12 protein-coding genes are annotated in these 15,147 nt (G+C 35.8%); 11 read left to right on the top strand and 1 reads right to left on the bottom strand.

What is annotated here, in order from left to right:
- The first annotated feature begins 336 nt into the window (after positions 1-336).
- The 8 genes from MM213_RS19995 to MM213_RS20030 all read left to right on the top strand — a co-directional run bounded on the left by MM213_RS19995 (position 337) and on the right by MM213_RS20030 (position 10,294).
- A complete protein-coding gene (locus MM213_RS19995; protein WP_241414661.1) occupies positions 337-999 on the top strand; it encodes a Kelch repeat-containing protein in 663 nt (220 codons plus the stop codon).
- A gap of 59 nt (positions 1,000-1,058) precedes the next feature.
- On the top strand, positions 1,059-2,234 hold the full coding sequence (locus MM213_RS20000; RefSeq protein WP_241414662.1) for a hypothetical protein: 1,176 nt from the start codon (positions 1,059-1,061) through the stop codon (positions 2,232-2,234).
- Positions 2,235-2,238: 4 nt separating this feature from the next.
- A complete protein-coding gene (locus tag MM213_RS20005; RefSeq protein WP_241414663.1) occupies positions 2,239-4,293 on the top strand; it encodes a Kelch repeat-containing protein in 2,055 nt (684 codons plus the stop codon).
- A 129-nt stretch (positions 4,294-4,422) separates the two neighbouring features.
- Complete coding sequence (gene lon / locus MM213_RS20010; RefSeq protein ID WP_241414664.1) at positions 4,423-6,900, top strand: endopeptidase La; 2,478 nt, start codon at positions 4,423-4,425, stop codon at positions 6,898-6,900.
- Between the two features lie 101 nt (positions 6,901-7,001).
- The gene (locus MM213_RS20015; protein WP_241414665.1) at positions 7,002-7,232 is read left to right on the top strand and encodes a hypothetical protein; all 231 of its coding nucleotides are present in this window, start codon (positions 7,002-7,004) and stop codon (positions 7,230-7,232) included.
- Complete coding sequence (gene hslU / locus MM213_RS20020; protein ID WP_241414666.1) at positions 7,229-8,632, top strand: ATP-dependent protease ATPase subunit HslU; 1,404 nt, start codon at positions 7,229-7,231, stop codon at positions 8,630-8,632. Before MM213_RS20015 ends, hslU begins: the two co-directional genes overlap by 4 nt.
- 123 nt (positions 8,633-8,755) lie before the next feature.
- Positions 8,756-9,499, top strand: coding sequence for an SDR family NAD(P)-dependent oxidoreductase (locus tag MM213_RS20025; RefSeq protein WP_241414667.1), 744 nt, complete (start codon positions 8,756-8,758; stop codon positions 9,497-9,499).
- A gap of 15 nt (positions 9,500-9,514) precedes the next feature.
- A complete protein-coding gene (locus MM213_RS20030) occupies positions 9,515-10,294 on the top strand; it encodes a capsular polysaccharide synthesis protein (RefSeq protein WP_241414668.1) in 780 nt (259 codons plus the stop codon).
- Positions 10,295-10,312: 18 nt separating this feature from the next.
- Here MM213_RS20030 and MM213_RS20035 read toward each other — a convergent pair whose 3' ends face one another.
- Positions 10,313-10,801: a SixA phosphatase family protein gene (locus MM213_RS20035; protein ID WP_241414669.1), complete on the bottom strand. Its 489-nt coding sequence runs from the start codon at positions 10,799-10,801 to the stop codon at positions 10,313-10,315.
- Positions 10,802-10,890: 89 nt separating this feature from the next.
- Here MM213_RS20035 and MM213_RS20040 point away from each other — a divergent pair, with 89 nt between their 5' ends.
- From MM213_RS20040 to MM213_RS20050, 3 genes are all read left to right on the top strand, one after another.
- Complete coding sequence (locus MM213_RS20040; RefSeq protein ID WP_241275435.1) at positions 10,891-11,082, top strand: cold-shock protein; 192 nt, start codon at positions 10,891-10,893, stop codon at positions 11,080-11,082.
- 128 nt (positions 11,083-11,210) lie between these two features.
- Positions 11,211-12,668 carry a DUF294 nucleotidyltransferase-like domain-containing protein gene (locus MM213_RS20045; RefSeq protein WP_241414685.1) on the top strand — a complete coding sequence of 486 codons (1,458 nt, stop codon included), beginning with the start codon at positions 11,211-11,213 and terminating at the stop codon, positions 12,666-12,668.
- 149 nt (positions 12,669-12,817) lie between these two features.
- Complete coding sequence (locus MM213_RS20050; RefSeq protein WP_241414670.1) at positions 12,818-15,145, top strand: glucosamine-6-phosphate isomerase; 2,328 nt, start codon at positions 12,818-12,820, stop codon at positions 15,143-15,145.
- Positions 15,146-15,147 lie beyond the last annotated feature (2 nt).

The raw sequence follows: 15,147 nt of genomic DNA on the forward strand, positions 1-15,147 counted from the left end.
TACTGATCAAATCGGGACTCTTTCCGAAGTGACCTGAAACAACACTTACAAGACTTAGATATGTCTTGATACTTCTTGGAGAGTAATGCCGATAAGACATCTCTTCATACATCCTTTGACGCAAACTTTTTTTTCCATGATGATATAAATTAATGATTTAACATGGTGTAAATTTACGATAAATACCAAAAAATCAACCACTTGAAGATAATGTAAATACTACCGACGAAGGAGGTTTAGTTCAACAATAATATTATTGAAATAGACCCAAAATCAAAAACCAATACAACAAAAGCTTCTATTCCAGCGATGTTCTATAACCATAATTATGGTGATATGATTATCGAAAATCAAGGTAATTTATATTTTAATCTAACTAATTATTCAAATAACTTCTCAGATAATAAATTCTTTGTGTATTCACCAACTACGAATTCGATCACAGAACTTCCCAAAATCCCATCAGAATCACTTCGCTTATTATCCTACTTTGCAATTAGCAATGAAATCTACGTATTAGCTTCCAGTAGTGAATTCGAAAACAACCGACACGTTTACAAAAACCACATTTTGAAATATAATATTTCTAATCAAAATTGGACACGAATAAATAACATAAACAACCCAAAATCATTTATTGTGATTCCATTTGAATATAATGGTGAAACTTATGGTATTTCCGGAAATTATCAAAACCCAAATGGGACCGAATTATCCAAATTCAACCCTACAACTAATCAATGGGTACGTTTAAAGACTTTTAGCCATATGGTATATTTTGATAGATTCAATCAAGGGGCAGTTATCGGTGATAAAGTATATTTTGGTGATAATCATGCAGGATATTCTATTGACATGAAAGACCTATCGATGGAAATAATAGATATTGGTAATCAATATTTCCATTTAGGGACATCGATTGGTGATTATTACTATTATCCTTACTCAAATGATTTCGGAAATTCAAGTACCTTATTCAAATTTGATCCAAGCCTTTAATTATTATCCCCAAATTATCACTAATTATTTTCATAAATCTCTATCCTTAGGCAATCGAAATGGATCAATCCATCAAACCCTTTCTCATATTTATTCTGCTGATTTTTGGAAGTAAATCAGCAATGTCCCAAAACACATTTTCCTCAAAAGGAAACATCATCACCAAAGATGCTGAGAACCTGATGGGAATGATTTCTTTTGACCAAAACAATGAAATCACCTCTGTAATTTATGAAGATCAAAATGGAAATCGAAAGACATATACCACAGAAAATCTTTTAGGTTTTCGTCTAAAAGATGGCAGTTACTTTGTACAGCAAACTAAAATCAAAACTGGGGTATTTATCCAAAAGCTATTTGAAGGAAAATTGTCACTGTATAAATCAAATGACCAATATATCATCATTGATTATTATGGTGATTTGATTTATCTAAATCCTAACTCAGGTGAAGCCGCCAAAAGGGAAAATTACAATACAATTTTCGCCATCACTGCTGGGCTTTGTAAAATAGAAGATGGTTTTCCATACAAAGCTTTTAGTATGGATAACAAAACATTAACAGCAATACTCAGAGAACATCATCATTGCGAAAGCGAAAAATATACGAGCTACTATAAACAATCTTTTGAAACTGATTTCTTTGTAGGATTAGGGGGCGTTTTCCAATACTCTTCTATGAACAATAATCAATTGAAAGCAAGTAGCATTTTCAACACTTCTCTAGGAGTGCTAGCACAAGCTAGAATAAGAAGCACTAATCCTAAAAACAAAAAATTCAATTTAGACATTGCTCTCCTTTTAAATCAGTCAAACTCTGAACTTATTGCTGTTCAAGAAAATAGCGCATCAACTATCTCATCCAAAGAAGAATTTAAAATATTAGCAATAAATCTCCCTGTCACCATCAATTATTCCTACACCTCATTTTCTGCATTCAAACCATATGTAGGGATTGGGATGATGACATCTATTCATTCTAGTAAAAGTCACCATGGGGTTATTGGTAATTTCGACAGAAGTACTCAATACGAATCAATCAGACCATCTCAAATAGGCTCTGTATCTAGTTTTAATCTATCACCTATTGTTAAGCTAGGAGCAATTGTAAAAAACAAGTTTATAATAGAAAGTATAATTGGCCATACTCCAAACTTTCAAACACTAATCCTACACCCTGATGCTGATAAAATCAGTCGTCAATTTTTCACATTTAGCCTAGGCATTAAACTCTGATATTATGAAAAAGAATATTATAGTAGTTTATTTGATGATTATTGGGATTTTTGCTTCCTGCAATAAAGATATGGAGTTAGAATTTACCAGTCCAAATTTTAGCACTCCATTTATCGGACAGATAAATTCACAAGGTGTAGAATTCAGTAGCGAAATATATGAACTGGGTAAACTTGGCATTGAAGAATATGGATTCATGTATTCTACAGATCCAAACCCGAGACCTGAAAATGCGGAAACTATTAGTGCGCAAGGTTCACCATCAAGAAGATTTACTTTGATTGGAAATCATTCATTGCAAGAAAACAAAACATATTATGTGGTAGCATACCTAAAGTCAAGTAGAGGATATACTTTTTCTGAAAGTACTGAATTCGATAGCAGAGGAAGTAAAGGTTTTACAATATCAAGTATTGAATTCCCTGAACCTTTATATTTCTTGGACACTATCAAGGTCTCAGGGACAGGCTTTAGCCGATTCAAAGAAAACTATCTCGTAACTATCAGCAATACTATTGAAGTCGAAGTTTTTGAAACTAATGAGCACGGGTTCAAGTTTTTGCTGCCACATGAATTCGACTATATAAATAATGTTTTTTCTGAGAAAGAACTAAGGCTCGGTGTCAAAGTTTTTGATAAATCCTCTTCTATCAAAAAAGCATTTTCATTTCAAAAACCCACCTTCAATCTTCAAAACCCAAGAACTTACAATTTCAATGAAGAAGCCATAGTTACAGGCACATTTTTATATTCAGCCAAAGATTACCCCCTGTATATTGACGAAGAAGGAAACGAAAAACAATTACTCCCAAACTATATCAGCAATGACACTATAGCAATGATTTTACCATCAGATTTAAACTCCACAAACCCCACAATAAAATTCACAATCAGAGGGGAAGAGTACAATTTGAATAACCTATTCTTGGTAAATCCAACTGAGTTGAAGGAGAACCAATCATTTAGCATAAAAGCTAATGATGTTTTTAAAGTATTTGGAACAAATTTCAATATTTTCTATCCCAATAAGCTTTTGATAAATGATAGAATTCCACTAACAGACCTATTTTATGCTTCCGAAATCAATGAATCAAGTATAAATCTTCAGACTTTCGACTTTACATATTTCAAAGACCAAGCTTTAGAGTTGGGTAGAGAGTTTGAGATTTCCGCAAAAAGTCTTGGAGTTATCTCGAAAAACAAAATTAAAATCACACTAACTGATCCTATAGTACCATATTTAAAGTTGCCAAGGAGATTTGAAGATGAACTTTATGTCTTACAATTTGAGGAGAAAAACTACCTAATGTATGACAATATTATCCAGCAAATAAATCACCAAAACAAAACTATTTCAGCACTCAATCTTAATATTCCGAATACGATAGGATTAGGCAATCTTTTTGTTCAATATATTGACAATGGTAGAGCAATCTTAGGCTCCTCCACCCTTAGTTTTCCCCAAACTATCAGCAGGACTTATATATTTGATTCAAAGACGAACAGTATTTCTAGGCTGGCTGATTTCCCAAGTTCAGCTGGTATCTTTTTAGGGACGACTTTTATGAATGGAAAATTAACAGCGGATATTTCCTACCACAACGGTAAACCTAATCAGTACACAGAGAAATGGCAATTTGACTTAGCTAAAAATGAATGGGAAAAACTAGGTGAAACCTCCAACACTTCAGCTTACATAAGCTTCAATGACAATGGGGAAACTTATGCATTCAAGAGTACTTTGTTAAATAGTGTTCAGTTAGTAAAGCTTGATCCAAGTTCAGGTGATTGGATAAATGTTTCTGGAGAAATCAACAACACTTTCTTCTCATATCGCTCAAATATCATATATCTAGACGGTAGTCCTTCTCTACTTACTAATAACGGGATGCTTCTTCAATTTGATCCTTTTACCAAAGAACTAAACATAAGAACCTTTCCTAACTTATTTAGCTATTATTACCGAACTAACTTAAAAACAATATTTGAAAGGAATAATAAAGTTTATTTTGTGGATGATTCTGGATATATCCTGGAAATAGACCTAGATCTACTCTAACCATCCCTGACAAATTGCCAAATAAATAACCTTGGCACAAGGCTTGAATTAATTGGAAGAACCTTCTTAAATTGGGGGTTCTTTCTTATTTTAAAAATAACGTGACAGTTTGACTGTCATATTGTCTATATGAACAATTTTGAAAATCAATTATATCAATCATTAATGGTAGGAGATTATGCTGGTGAGGGTGACCTTATCCAATTGATTACAGATGATGAAGGTGATGATATCAACCAACATGAAAATTACGCTTCTGACATTCCAATTCTTTCGGTAAGAAATACTGTTTTGTTTCCAGGAGTAGTTATTCCTATCACCGTAGGTAGACAACGTTCAATCAAACTAGTTAAAAAAGCTCAAAAGGGAGATAAATTAATTGGTGTTTGTGCTCAAATCAACCCCAACAATGATGACCCCTCCTGGGACGACATTTACCATGTAGGAACTTTAGCAAAAATCATTAAAATGATTGTGTTGCCAGATGGTAATACTACAATAATCATCCAAGGGAAAAAGCGTTTTAAAATCACTGAAACGCTCACAGAAGACCCATATTTCACTGCTAAAGTGGAATATTTAGAAGAAACATTCCCAAAAAATAGCAAAAAAATCGATGCTCTTGAAGAGTCTCTAAAAGATGCTGCTGCAAAAATATTACATCTCAATCCGGAAATCCCCCGTGAGGCACAAGTAGCTCTTGACAATATTGACAACACAGCATTTTTGACACATTTCCTTTCTTCAAACATCAATGCCCCAGTTGAATCCAAACAAAAACTATTGGAAATCAATGATGGTGTCGAGAGAGCAACCCTACTTTTGGAATTCATGATGAAGGATATCCAAATGCTAGAATTGAAAAGTGAGATCCATAGAAAAGTACATACTGATATTGATCAGCAGCAGCGAGACTATTTCCTTAGACAGCAAATGAAGGTACTTCAAACCGAGCTGGGAGAAGAAGGTCCAGAAAAAGAAGTTGAAGAACTGAGAATAAAAGGCGCCGTTAAAAATTGGCCGAAGTCAGTTGCTCAGCATTTCGAAAAAGAACTAGACAAAATACTTAGAATCAATCCCTCTGCTGCAGAGTACCCTATAGCGCTCAACTATGCCGAGACACTTGTAGAGCTTCCTTGGAACGAGTTTACAGTGGATAATTTTGACTTGAAAAGAGCCAAATCTATTTTGGATAAAGACCACCATGGCCTCGAAAAAGTAAAAGAAAGGGTCATTGAGTACTTGGCAGTACTCAAGCTGAAAAATGACTTGAAGGGGCCAATATTATGTCTTTATGGCCCTCCAGGAGTGGGTAAAACATCCCTTGGGAGATCCATTGCTAAAGCTTTGGGAAGAAAATACATCAGGATGTCGCTTGGTGGTGTCCATGATGAAGCAGAGATTCGTGGTCATAGAAAAACCTATGTTGGTGCAATGCCTGGAAAAATCATTCAAAATATGAAGAAGGTCAAAACCAGCAACCCTGTCTATGTATTGGATGAAATTGACAAATTGAGTTCTGATTTTAGAGGTGATCCATCATCCGCATTCCTTGAGGTTTTGGACCCAGAGCAAAATAGCACATTTATCGACAACTATCTTGAAGTGGAGTATGACCTTTCAAAGGTCCTTTTCATTGCAACAGCTAACTCACTAGACTCCATACAGCCTGCGTTGCGAGACAGGATGGAAATCATCGAAGTGACTGGGTATACTATGGAAGAAAAGCTAGAAATAGCAAAAAAACATTTGATCCCAAAACAGAGGAAAGAACATGGCCTCAAAGCCTCTGACATAAGCTTCGATAAAAATGCAATCATAAAAATCATCGAAGACTACACACGAGAATCTGGAGTCAGAAGTCTTGAACGAGCAATAGGGAAAGTAGTCAGAAACATCACCAAATCCATCGCAATGGAGGAGGAATATGATAAGAAAGTAACCACAGAAGCAGTAAGAAAAATTTTGGGAGGAGAAATTTTTGACAAAGAAATCTACCAAGACAATAGTGTGGCTGGAGTTGTTACGGGATTGGCCTGGACATCTGTAGGGGGAGAAATCCTTTTCATAGAGACTGCATTGAGCAGAGGAAAAGGTAAGTTGACATTATCAGGACAGCTCGGAGATGTAATGAAAGAATCCGCAATGACAGCACTCTCCTATTTGAAATCAAAAGCTGAGAAATTAGGGATTGATTACCGTGTATTTGATCAATATGATTTGCATATACACGTACCTGCTGGAGCCGTTCCAAAAGATGGCCCATCTGCTGGTATCACAATGCTTACAGCAATGGCATCTCTGTTCACTCAGAGAAAAGTAAAAAACAAAATAGCCATGACAGGTGAGATTACTTTGAGAGGCAAAGTGATGCCTGTTGGTGGCATAAAAGAAAAAATACTGGCAGCACGAAGAGCTGGGCTTAAAGAAATCATACTTTGTCAGAAAAACAAAAGAGACATCGATGAAATTGATGAGCAGTACATCAAAGGAATCACCTTCCATTTTGTCGATAAGGTAGAAGATGTATTGGAAATTGCTTTGATGAAAGCAAAAGTCGATGATCCGATGAAGTTCACATTTACAAGTGAAAGCAATTCAAACTGAAATAAATATCCAAAAACGTCATTCTGATCTATCAGGAGCTACAATTTGTTTCTGATAGGTCAATAGAAAGTGATCATTGTCAAAACCAAAAATTCACTTTGATGTTTTATCCTAATAAGGGCTTTTGGGTGGCAGCTGATTTTCCTATTTCCCTCTCCAAAATATCACAGATAAATTTAATTTCGACACTTTTGAATGTGATTCTGAAAGACTTGAAAAAAAGCATTATTGGTGGATATCCAATAATCTTTCAAGACCCTCAGACAACTCAAGTAGTAGAGGCTGCCAAAGTAATTATTAATGAAAAACGTTTTAACGTTAAGAAAATATGAGAAGTGATTTTAAAGATTTAACACCGAAGCAAATTGTAGCAGAGCTTGACAAATATATTATAGGTCAACATGATGCAAAAAGAAATGTAGCCATAGCGCTGAGAAATAGAATCAGACGTTTGATGGTCAAAACAGAAATACAAAAAGACATCGTGCCAAACAATATCTTGATGATTGGCTCTACAGGAGTAGGAAAAACGGAGATAGCAAGAAGGTTGGCAAAAATAGCAAATGCCCCATTTACCAAAGTAGAAGCGTCAAAGTTTACTGAGGTTGGTTATGTAGGTCGAGATGTGGAAAGCATGGTGAGAGACTTGGTAGAGCAATCAGTGCATCTTGTGCAAGCACAGAAAAACGAAGAAGTTAAAGAAAAAGCAGCAGCAGCAGTTGAAGAGGCTATTTTGGACATATTAATTCCTCCTGTAAAGTCCGCTGGGTTTACCAGAAACATCAATACATCGGCAACAGAATTCAATCCCGAAAGCTCTTCTGATGAGGAATTGAATGAAAGAACGAGAGACCGCTTCAGGGAAAAACTCAGAAACGGTGAACTTGAAGATCGCAAAATTGAAATCAATGTCAAGCAAAGCTCTCCGGTAGGAATAGGCATGATTGGAAATGGCATGATGGATGACGCTAGCATGGCTGGAATCCAAGATATGTTAAGTGGTATGATGCCCAAAAAAACCAAAAAGAGAAAGCTAACCATTGCTGAGGCCCGAAAAGTGCTTTTGGAAGAAGAGGCGAGCAAACTGATAGATTTCGATGATGTGAAAGAGGAAGCTATCAAACTTGCTGAAAATAATGGAATCATTTTTATCGATGAAATCGATAAAATAGCCTCAAAAAGTGGTAAAGGTGGAAGTGGTCCTGATGTATCTAGAGAAGGTGTGCAGAGAGATTTGTTACCTATTGTCGAAGGTTCAGCGGTGAACACCAAATATGGAATCATCAACACGGATCATGTATTGTTCATAGCAGCAGGAGCCTTTCACGTAGCTAAGCCTTCGGATTTGATTCCCGAACTTCAGGGTAGATTCCCGATCAGAGTAGAGCTTAGTAGCTTGACAGAAGATGACTTCTACAGAATCCTCAAAGACCCAAAGAATGCTTTGACCAAACAGTATCAAGCACTATTCGAATCAGAAGAAGTATATCTTGACTTCAATGATGAAGCCATTAGAGAAATAGCAAAACTAGCTTTCCAAATAAATGAGGAAGTGGAAAATATCGGAGCAAGAAGACTGCATACTGTAATGAGCCATTTGCTCAATGATTACCTATTCGAAGTCCCAGACACGATTGAAGCTAATTCTAAAATCATGATTACCAAAGAAATGGTCAACGAGAGATTAAGTGGATTGATTAAAAACAGAGACTTATCCCAATACATTCTGTGAAATGGGATTTCAACCATACAAATTTATCCCTATAAACTAAAGTCAAAGCAGGCTGTCAATTTTTTTGGCAGCCTGTTTATTCTTTAAGTGAATATTCATAACTTCAGTTCTAAAATCAAAACAATGAAATCTCTATTCATCATAACAGGTAGCAGCAAAGGAATTGGAAAAGCACTAGTAGAAATGCTTTCCTTAAATTCAGAAAATCAAGTTATAGGAATCTCAAGATCGGAAGTCAAATCAAAATCATCAACTTTCAAAAATATCCCACTTGATCTCAATAATTTTGATTTGATTAGACAAAGCTTTGATGAAATCTTTGTTGAAGGAGGTTTTGATAAAATTGTATTAATAAATAACGCGGGGTGGATCGGACAAATTGAACATTTCGGAAAACTGAAATCAAAAAATATCCGAGATATTTTCAACATCAACACGATCGCTCCTGCACTTTTGATGAACGAATTTGTACACAGATACGCTGATCTAAAAAATTCTGATAGAATAGTCGTGAATATAACATCAGGCGCTGCCACGAAAGCAATCGATGGCTGGTCAGGATACTCAGCTTCAAAAGCAGCCCTCAACATGATGACAGAAACCGCTCAAAGAGAAGCTGAGATTAACAAAACTGGAATCAAGTTTTACGCTTTGGCACCTGGTGTGGTAGATACTGATATGCAATCAGATATTCGGGCCTCTTCCAAAGATAGCTTTACATCCTTACAGAAATTTTTGGATTTAAAGAAGAATAGTCAATTGAATACGGCCAGCGAAGTTGTAGAAAAAATATTATTCTTGATCGAAAATCCTAATCTTTTCTCTGAGGTTATTCAAGATGTGAGAGATTCTTCATTTGATAAGTAAAAGATTATTAACACTATGTCTAGATTGATTCATACAAAATCAGAACTTTTGAAGTTAGAAACTGAAAATGGTGTATTGAAAGTTGTTTGGTGTTTTTGGGGAGGAGGAGAAATGAATGAAACTAGAAAACTGAGCTTCAGAATGCTCCAAGAGAATATCGGGGTTCCGATATGCCTGATTACAAATGACAACGTCCAAGAATTCGTATTGACTAATACACCGCTTCACTCAGCCTATCCATACCTTAGCGCTGTACATCAATCAGATTATTTGAGATCATATTTTCTTCATCATTATGGTGGTGCTTGGCATGATGTGAAAGCAACAATGGTGAGTTTTGATAAAGTATGGCAAGCATTTGTAGACGAGAATGTTTTTTTGATCGGAAGACCAGAAATCAAAGGTGGTCCAGCTAGAGTTTATGATGTAGAAGGAAGATGGCTTCCAGACTATTGGCAAGATCTAATATCTGCAGGCTATTGGGTAGGCAGGCCCTACTCGGCTCTTTCAAGCGAATTGTTTCAGAACATGACTACATTCCTTGACACAAATATGACATCATTAAAACGCTACCCAGCCAAACACCCTCGAGAAAAGAAGATTGAGAAAAAATTTTTCATAAGTAAATTTTTGAAAAAACTTTCATACTTATCACAGGGTAGAAATATTCACTATCCCTTACCTTGGACCTTATTTGGGAACATCTTCCATCCGGTCAACTATAGATTTAGAAATAATATTTTGAAAACATTACCCTGTGATACAGTGAAAAATGCAGGAGTGAGACATAGATAGCAAACACTTCATTTTTACTTATTGATTTTTCGGAAAGTCATAGAACCACTTCTTAGCATTACGCTGCCCGACATTATTCCAAGTGTCAGTTTCAAACACAAAACCAAACTGACCTGAAGTAGGCAGATTATCAATTTGAAGACCCAAATCCTCTATCAAATCATTGAATCCAGGATTATGTCCAAAAACCAACAAAGTCATATAGTTATCATCTGACTTTCGTATCCAATTTAGTATTTGGGAGGAACTTGCATGATAGAGTTCCCTTGTAAACTGGATTTTATGTTTTGGGAAATGTAGCTGCTCTGCCACTATCAAAGCCGTTGTTTTTGCCCGTTCTGCATCAGAAGAAATATATAGATCTGGAATTACTCCACTTTTCTTCAAACGCTGCCCCATTCGTGGACAATCTCTCAAGCCTCTCTCTGACAAAGGACGCTGGTGGTCGTCCAAAAAAGGATCATCCCATGATGATTTCGCATGCCGCATTAGTATAAGCTTTTTCATTTTGCCAATTTAGCAAAATATTTTTTTGTTTTTAAAATAGGTTTAATTACATTTATTGAACATTTAACCACATATTTTAATAATATATTATGCTTACCGGAACAGTAAAATTCTACAATGACGCGAAGGGGTTCGGTTTTATCGTCGATGACGAGTCCCAAAAAGACGTGTTTGTGCATGCAACTGGATTAGTTGACAAAGTTGCACAAGATGACAAAGTAACCTATGATGTAAAAGAGGGCAAACAAGGCCTCAATGCTATAAATGTTAAAAAAGCATAAACAATACCCAGCATTAGGTTGAAAAAAAAATGGGCGGTGAATCTTCATCGCTCTTTTTTTTATACCTACATTTTTATACAATGATTAACAATTTTTTTGAGTATTTTCACCTAAGTAAGTAAATGATCATGATAGAACCAAGAGAAATCAATACTGATAGCTTCTACTCCAAAAAAGTAGGTGATCTTCATTATAGGAATTTAAGAATCTGCAGGCTAGACATTCCGATTTTTCAAGCTGCCCAAATCATGGCAAAAGAAAAGGTGTCCTGCCTATTTATTGGAGATTCTTCCAATGAGATCCAAGGATTTGTGACAGACATTACGCTAAGAGATAAGGTTATAGCCAATCAATTAGATCCATCTAGCCCCATCAAAGATATCATGGATAAAGGAATTGTGGCTATTTCTAGGGATGCATATTTATATGAGGCCTTATTGTTGATGTTTCAGACCAAGACTAGGTATCTATTGGTGAAAAATGAAAATTCATATTTTGGATGGATCAGTAGAACAAAAATACTGACTGAACAATCTCAAGGTCCCTTTATCTTTATCCAATCTGTGAAGCAGGCTATGGATGTAGATGAACTGAGAGAAAAATGGCTACTTGTGCCAAAAATCATCCACCAACTTGTCGCCAATGGGCTCAAATCAGAAATTATCAACCAAATCATCACGACCGTCTCGGATACGATCGCTTTACGCGTAATCGAAAACGTCATAACCGAAGTAGGTACACCACCTGCCAAGTTTGTATTCTTTGTAATGGGTAGCGAGGGTCGTGGGGAGCAGACATTGAAGACAGATCAGGACAACGCCATCATTTATGAAGACAAAGCTAATGAACAAAGAGAACTTGTGAGGGATTACTTTCTTGACTTCTCTAACCGAGTCTCTACAGCATTAGACCATATAGGATTTAGCTTTTGCCTTGGTGGATTTATGGCAAAAAACCCCAAATGGACTCACTCTTTATCCCATTGGAAAAGAAATTATGAAAGCTGGATCCAAGAATCTACGCAGGAAACTGTAATGAAATATTCGACTTTTTTTGACTGTAGGGCAATTTATGGTGATTTCAGAATATTGCAAGAATTAAAAGATTTCATGGATCTGCAACTTCAAAACCCTACTGAAAGATTCTTCATGAATATGGGGACTAATGCCTTACTTTTTGAGCCGCCACTTACTTTCTTGAAAAATATCAGAACATTCAAAATCGAAGGGGAGAAATTCTTTGACATCAAAAAAACCATGACTCCAATTGTGGATTTGGCTCGAATATTTGCTTTGAAAAACAGAATATTCGAAACAAATACAGGAAAAAGAATCATTTCATTGCAAAAAGCAGGAGTTTTTACAGAAAAAGAAGCACAGGAACTTCATCATGCTTATTATTATTTAATGTCTCTACGGCTTGAAAAACAGTCACTTATGATAATTGAAGAAAAGAAAAAACCAGAAAATTTTGTTAGTATCAAGAAACTTACAAAAGTGCAAATGGTAACACTAGTTGAAATCTTTAAAGTAATTAAGGAGTTCCAACTCAAGATTAAAGTAGAATTTACAAAAAACATTTTTTGATTGAATAAAATACTTTTTTAATTTTTTTATAAAACTTTATTATTTTTGTTAATTTTTTTGTTTATTTACATATTGAATCTGTATAAGAAAAAAAGCTTCTTTAAACACAGATTCATGTAAAAGCTATAAACCAAAAATCCTTTTAGCACATGCTTAGCAATTATCCACTATCCGTTGTAGAAAAAGCCTTTCAAAAAGAATCAGGACAAGTAAACACTTCTACTTTGATACCTTATTTAATGGTAGACAATTTCCCTAAATTAGGTTTACTCACTGCATGTAGATTTTTAGAATGGGTATCTCTAAACCCAAAAGGAGTAATAAGTCTCCCCACAGGAAAGACTCCAGAATATTTTATCAAATGGACGCAATTTTTATTGGACAATTGGGATAATAAAAAAGGAAAGGATGTTAGAGAAAAATATGGACTTGACAAAGTAAATAAGCCAGTACTAAAAGATCTTACATTTGTCCAGATTGACGAGTTTTATCCAATTTCTTCAAGTCAAAACAACAGCTTCTACCACTATGTGAACAAGTTCTATTTAGATGGTTTTGGCTTGAGTAAGGAAAATGCAATCTTAATCAACTCAAATGAAATCCCACTTGCTGAAGGTAAAAACTTCAAAGAAGTATTTCCAGATCTAAAAGTAGACCTTTCTCTTCGATTTAGAGAGCCTACTTCACCTGAGGAAAAAATCCAACAAGAATCTATTTACTTAATTGATAAGTGGTGTGGAGATTACGAACAGAAGATTAGAGACAAAGGTGGAATCGGATTCTTTTTGGGAGGTATTGGTCCTGATGGCCATATCGCATTCAATACTCGTGGTTCCCACATTTTTTCGACAACAAGATTGACAGAAACCAACTTTGAAACACAAGCAGTCGCAGCAGGAGATCTTGGTGGAATCGAAGTATCTGCCAATAGATTGGTGATCACAATTGGTTTGGAAACGATCACCTATAACCCAGATGCTGTGGCAATTATAATTGCTGCTGGAGAAGCTAAAGCTCAGATTGTAAAAGAATCTCTCGAGACTCCACTTGACAATGTATACCCTGCGACTTCATTGCAAAAATTAAAAAATGGAAGATTCTATCTAACCAAAGGAGCTGCGACAAAATTAACAGATTCAATAGACGCGTACTATGAACAGGGGGAATGGACATGGGAAAAGACCGAACGTGCAGTTGTTGATCTTTGTAAAAAATTGAAAAAATACGGACACCGTCTCAAAATTGAAGATCTGAAAAATGATAAATACGCATCCTTGATCCCTGACTTATCTGAAGATACTGTCAATAAAGTGATGCAAAGCATGGTAGAAAAGCTCAATAGAGGGACAGCCAAAGAGCAAGATGAAGTTTTGCTTCATACGGGTCCACACCATGATGATATCTCTTTGGGTATTCTACCACATATCACCAATCAACTTCAAGAGAACACAAATGAAGCTCATTTCTCGGTATTGACATCTGGATTTACAGCGGTGACCAATACATTTGTCATCGACACATTGCTTCATACTAAAAAGCTTCTAGATAGTGGAGAGATCCAAATGGTACATTATGAAGACTTTTTTGAGTCTGGTTACAAACTAAAGACTGATAAAGATGTCTATCATTTCCTAACAAATGTCGCGTCAGAAAATCCAAGCCAAAGATTGCGTGGATTGTGTCATCGCGTAATTAGGGCAATAATTACCATCTTCGAAGTAAAGAACAAGCAAAAGCTAAGAGAAACCATCAACGATGTCATCAGCATTTTGAGGAATTCGTATGACGGAGAAAAGAATCCTCCAAAAATCCAAAAGCTTAAAGGGATGATCCGTGAGTTTGAGGAAGAGTTGGTATGGGCACATTTTGGTGTCCAAGTAAAAAACGTTCACCACTTAAGGCTAGGGTTCTACACTGGTGATATCTTCACAGAACAGCCAGACAAAAAGCGTGATGTAGAACCTATTTTGGATATGTTCCGAAAAGTAAAACCAACCAAACTAAGCCTTACATTGGACCCTGAGGGCTCAGGTCCTGACACCCATTATAAAGTGTTACAAGCTACAGCTGAAGCAGTAAGACAGTGGAGCGAAGAAGAAGATTTGAGTAAGTTACGAATTATAGGGTATAGGAATGTGTGGTTCAAATTTGAACCGCATGAAGCAAACGTAATCGTCCCAGTATCTTTGGGAGACATGTCGGTAATGGAAGACTCTTTTAGCAACTGTTATCTCAGTCAGGTAAATGCCTCTTTCCCAAGCTATTCTCACAATGGCAAATTCAGCACAGTCGCAAAGAGAATCTGGGTAAACCAACTTCAAGACATACAATTGCTCTTGGGCAAGAATTATTTCTATCTGCATGAAACAGCTAAAGTCCGTTCTAGTCATGGACTAATATTCTTCAAAGACATGAATGTAGAAGAATTCCTTGCACATGCTCGTGAGTTAGAAAAATCAATTGAGGGATTTTTATAAAA

The sequence above is a fragment of the Belliella alkalica genome (assembly GCF_022549785.1).
GTDB lineage: Bacteria > Bacteroidota > Bacteroidia > Cytophagales > Cyclobacteriaceae > Belliella > Belliella alkalica.

Excerpts from the sequence above, each read along its gene's own strand:
- MM213_RS20000 (WP_241414662.1), top strand. The coding sequence starts at position 1,059 with ATGGATCAATCCATCAAACCCTTTCTCATATTTATTCTGCTGATTTTT.
- lon (WP_241414664.1), top strand. The coding sequence starts at position 4,423 with ATGAACAATTTTGAAAATCAATTATATCAATCATTAATGGTAGGAGAT.
- MM213_RS20030 (WP_241414668.1), top strand. The coding sequence starts at position 9,515 with ATGTCTAGATTGATTCATACAAAATCAGAACTTTTGAAGTTAGAAACT.
- MM213_RS20025 (WP_241414667.1), top strand. The coding sequence starts at position 8,756 with ATGAAATCTCTATTCATCATAACAGGTAGCAGCAAAGGAATTGGAAAA.
- MM213_RS19995 (WP_241414661.1), top strand. The coding sequence starts at position 337 with ATGATTATCGAAAATCAAGGTAATTTATATTTTAATCTAACTAATTAT.
- MM213_RS20045 (WP_241414685.1), top strand. The coding sequence starts at position 11,211 with ATGATAGAACCAAGAGAAATCAATACTGATAGCTTCTACTCCAAAAAA.
- hslU (WP_241414666.1), top strand. The coding sequence starts at position 7,229 with ATGAGAAGTGATTTTAAAGATTTAACACCGAAGCAAATTGTAGCAGAG.
- MM213_RS20040 (WP_241275435.1), top strand. The coding sequence starts at position 10,891 with ATGCTTACCGGAACAGTAAAATTCTACAATGACGCGAAGGGGTTCGGT.
- MM213_RS20050 (WP_241414670.1), top strand. The coding sequence starts at position 12,818 with ATGCTTAGCAATTATCCACTATCCGTTGTAGAAAAAGCCTTTCAAAAA.
- MM213_RS20035 (WP_241414669.1), bottom strand. The coding sequence starts at position 10,801 with ATGAAAAAGCTTATACTAATGCGGCATGCGAAATCATCATGGGATGAT.
- MM213_RS20015 (WP_241414665.1), top strand. The coding sequence starts at position 7,002 with ATGTTTTATCCTAATAAGGGCTTTTGGGTGGCAGCTGATTTTCCTATT.
- MM213_RS20005 (WP_241414663.1), top strand. The coding sequence starts at position 2,239 with ATGAAAAAGAATATTATAGTAGTTTATTTGATGATTATTGGGATTTTT.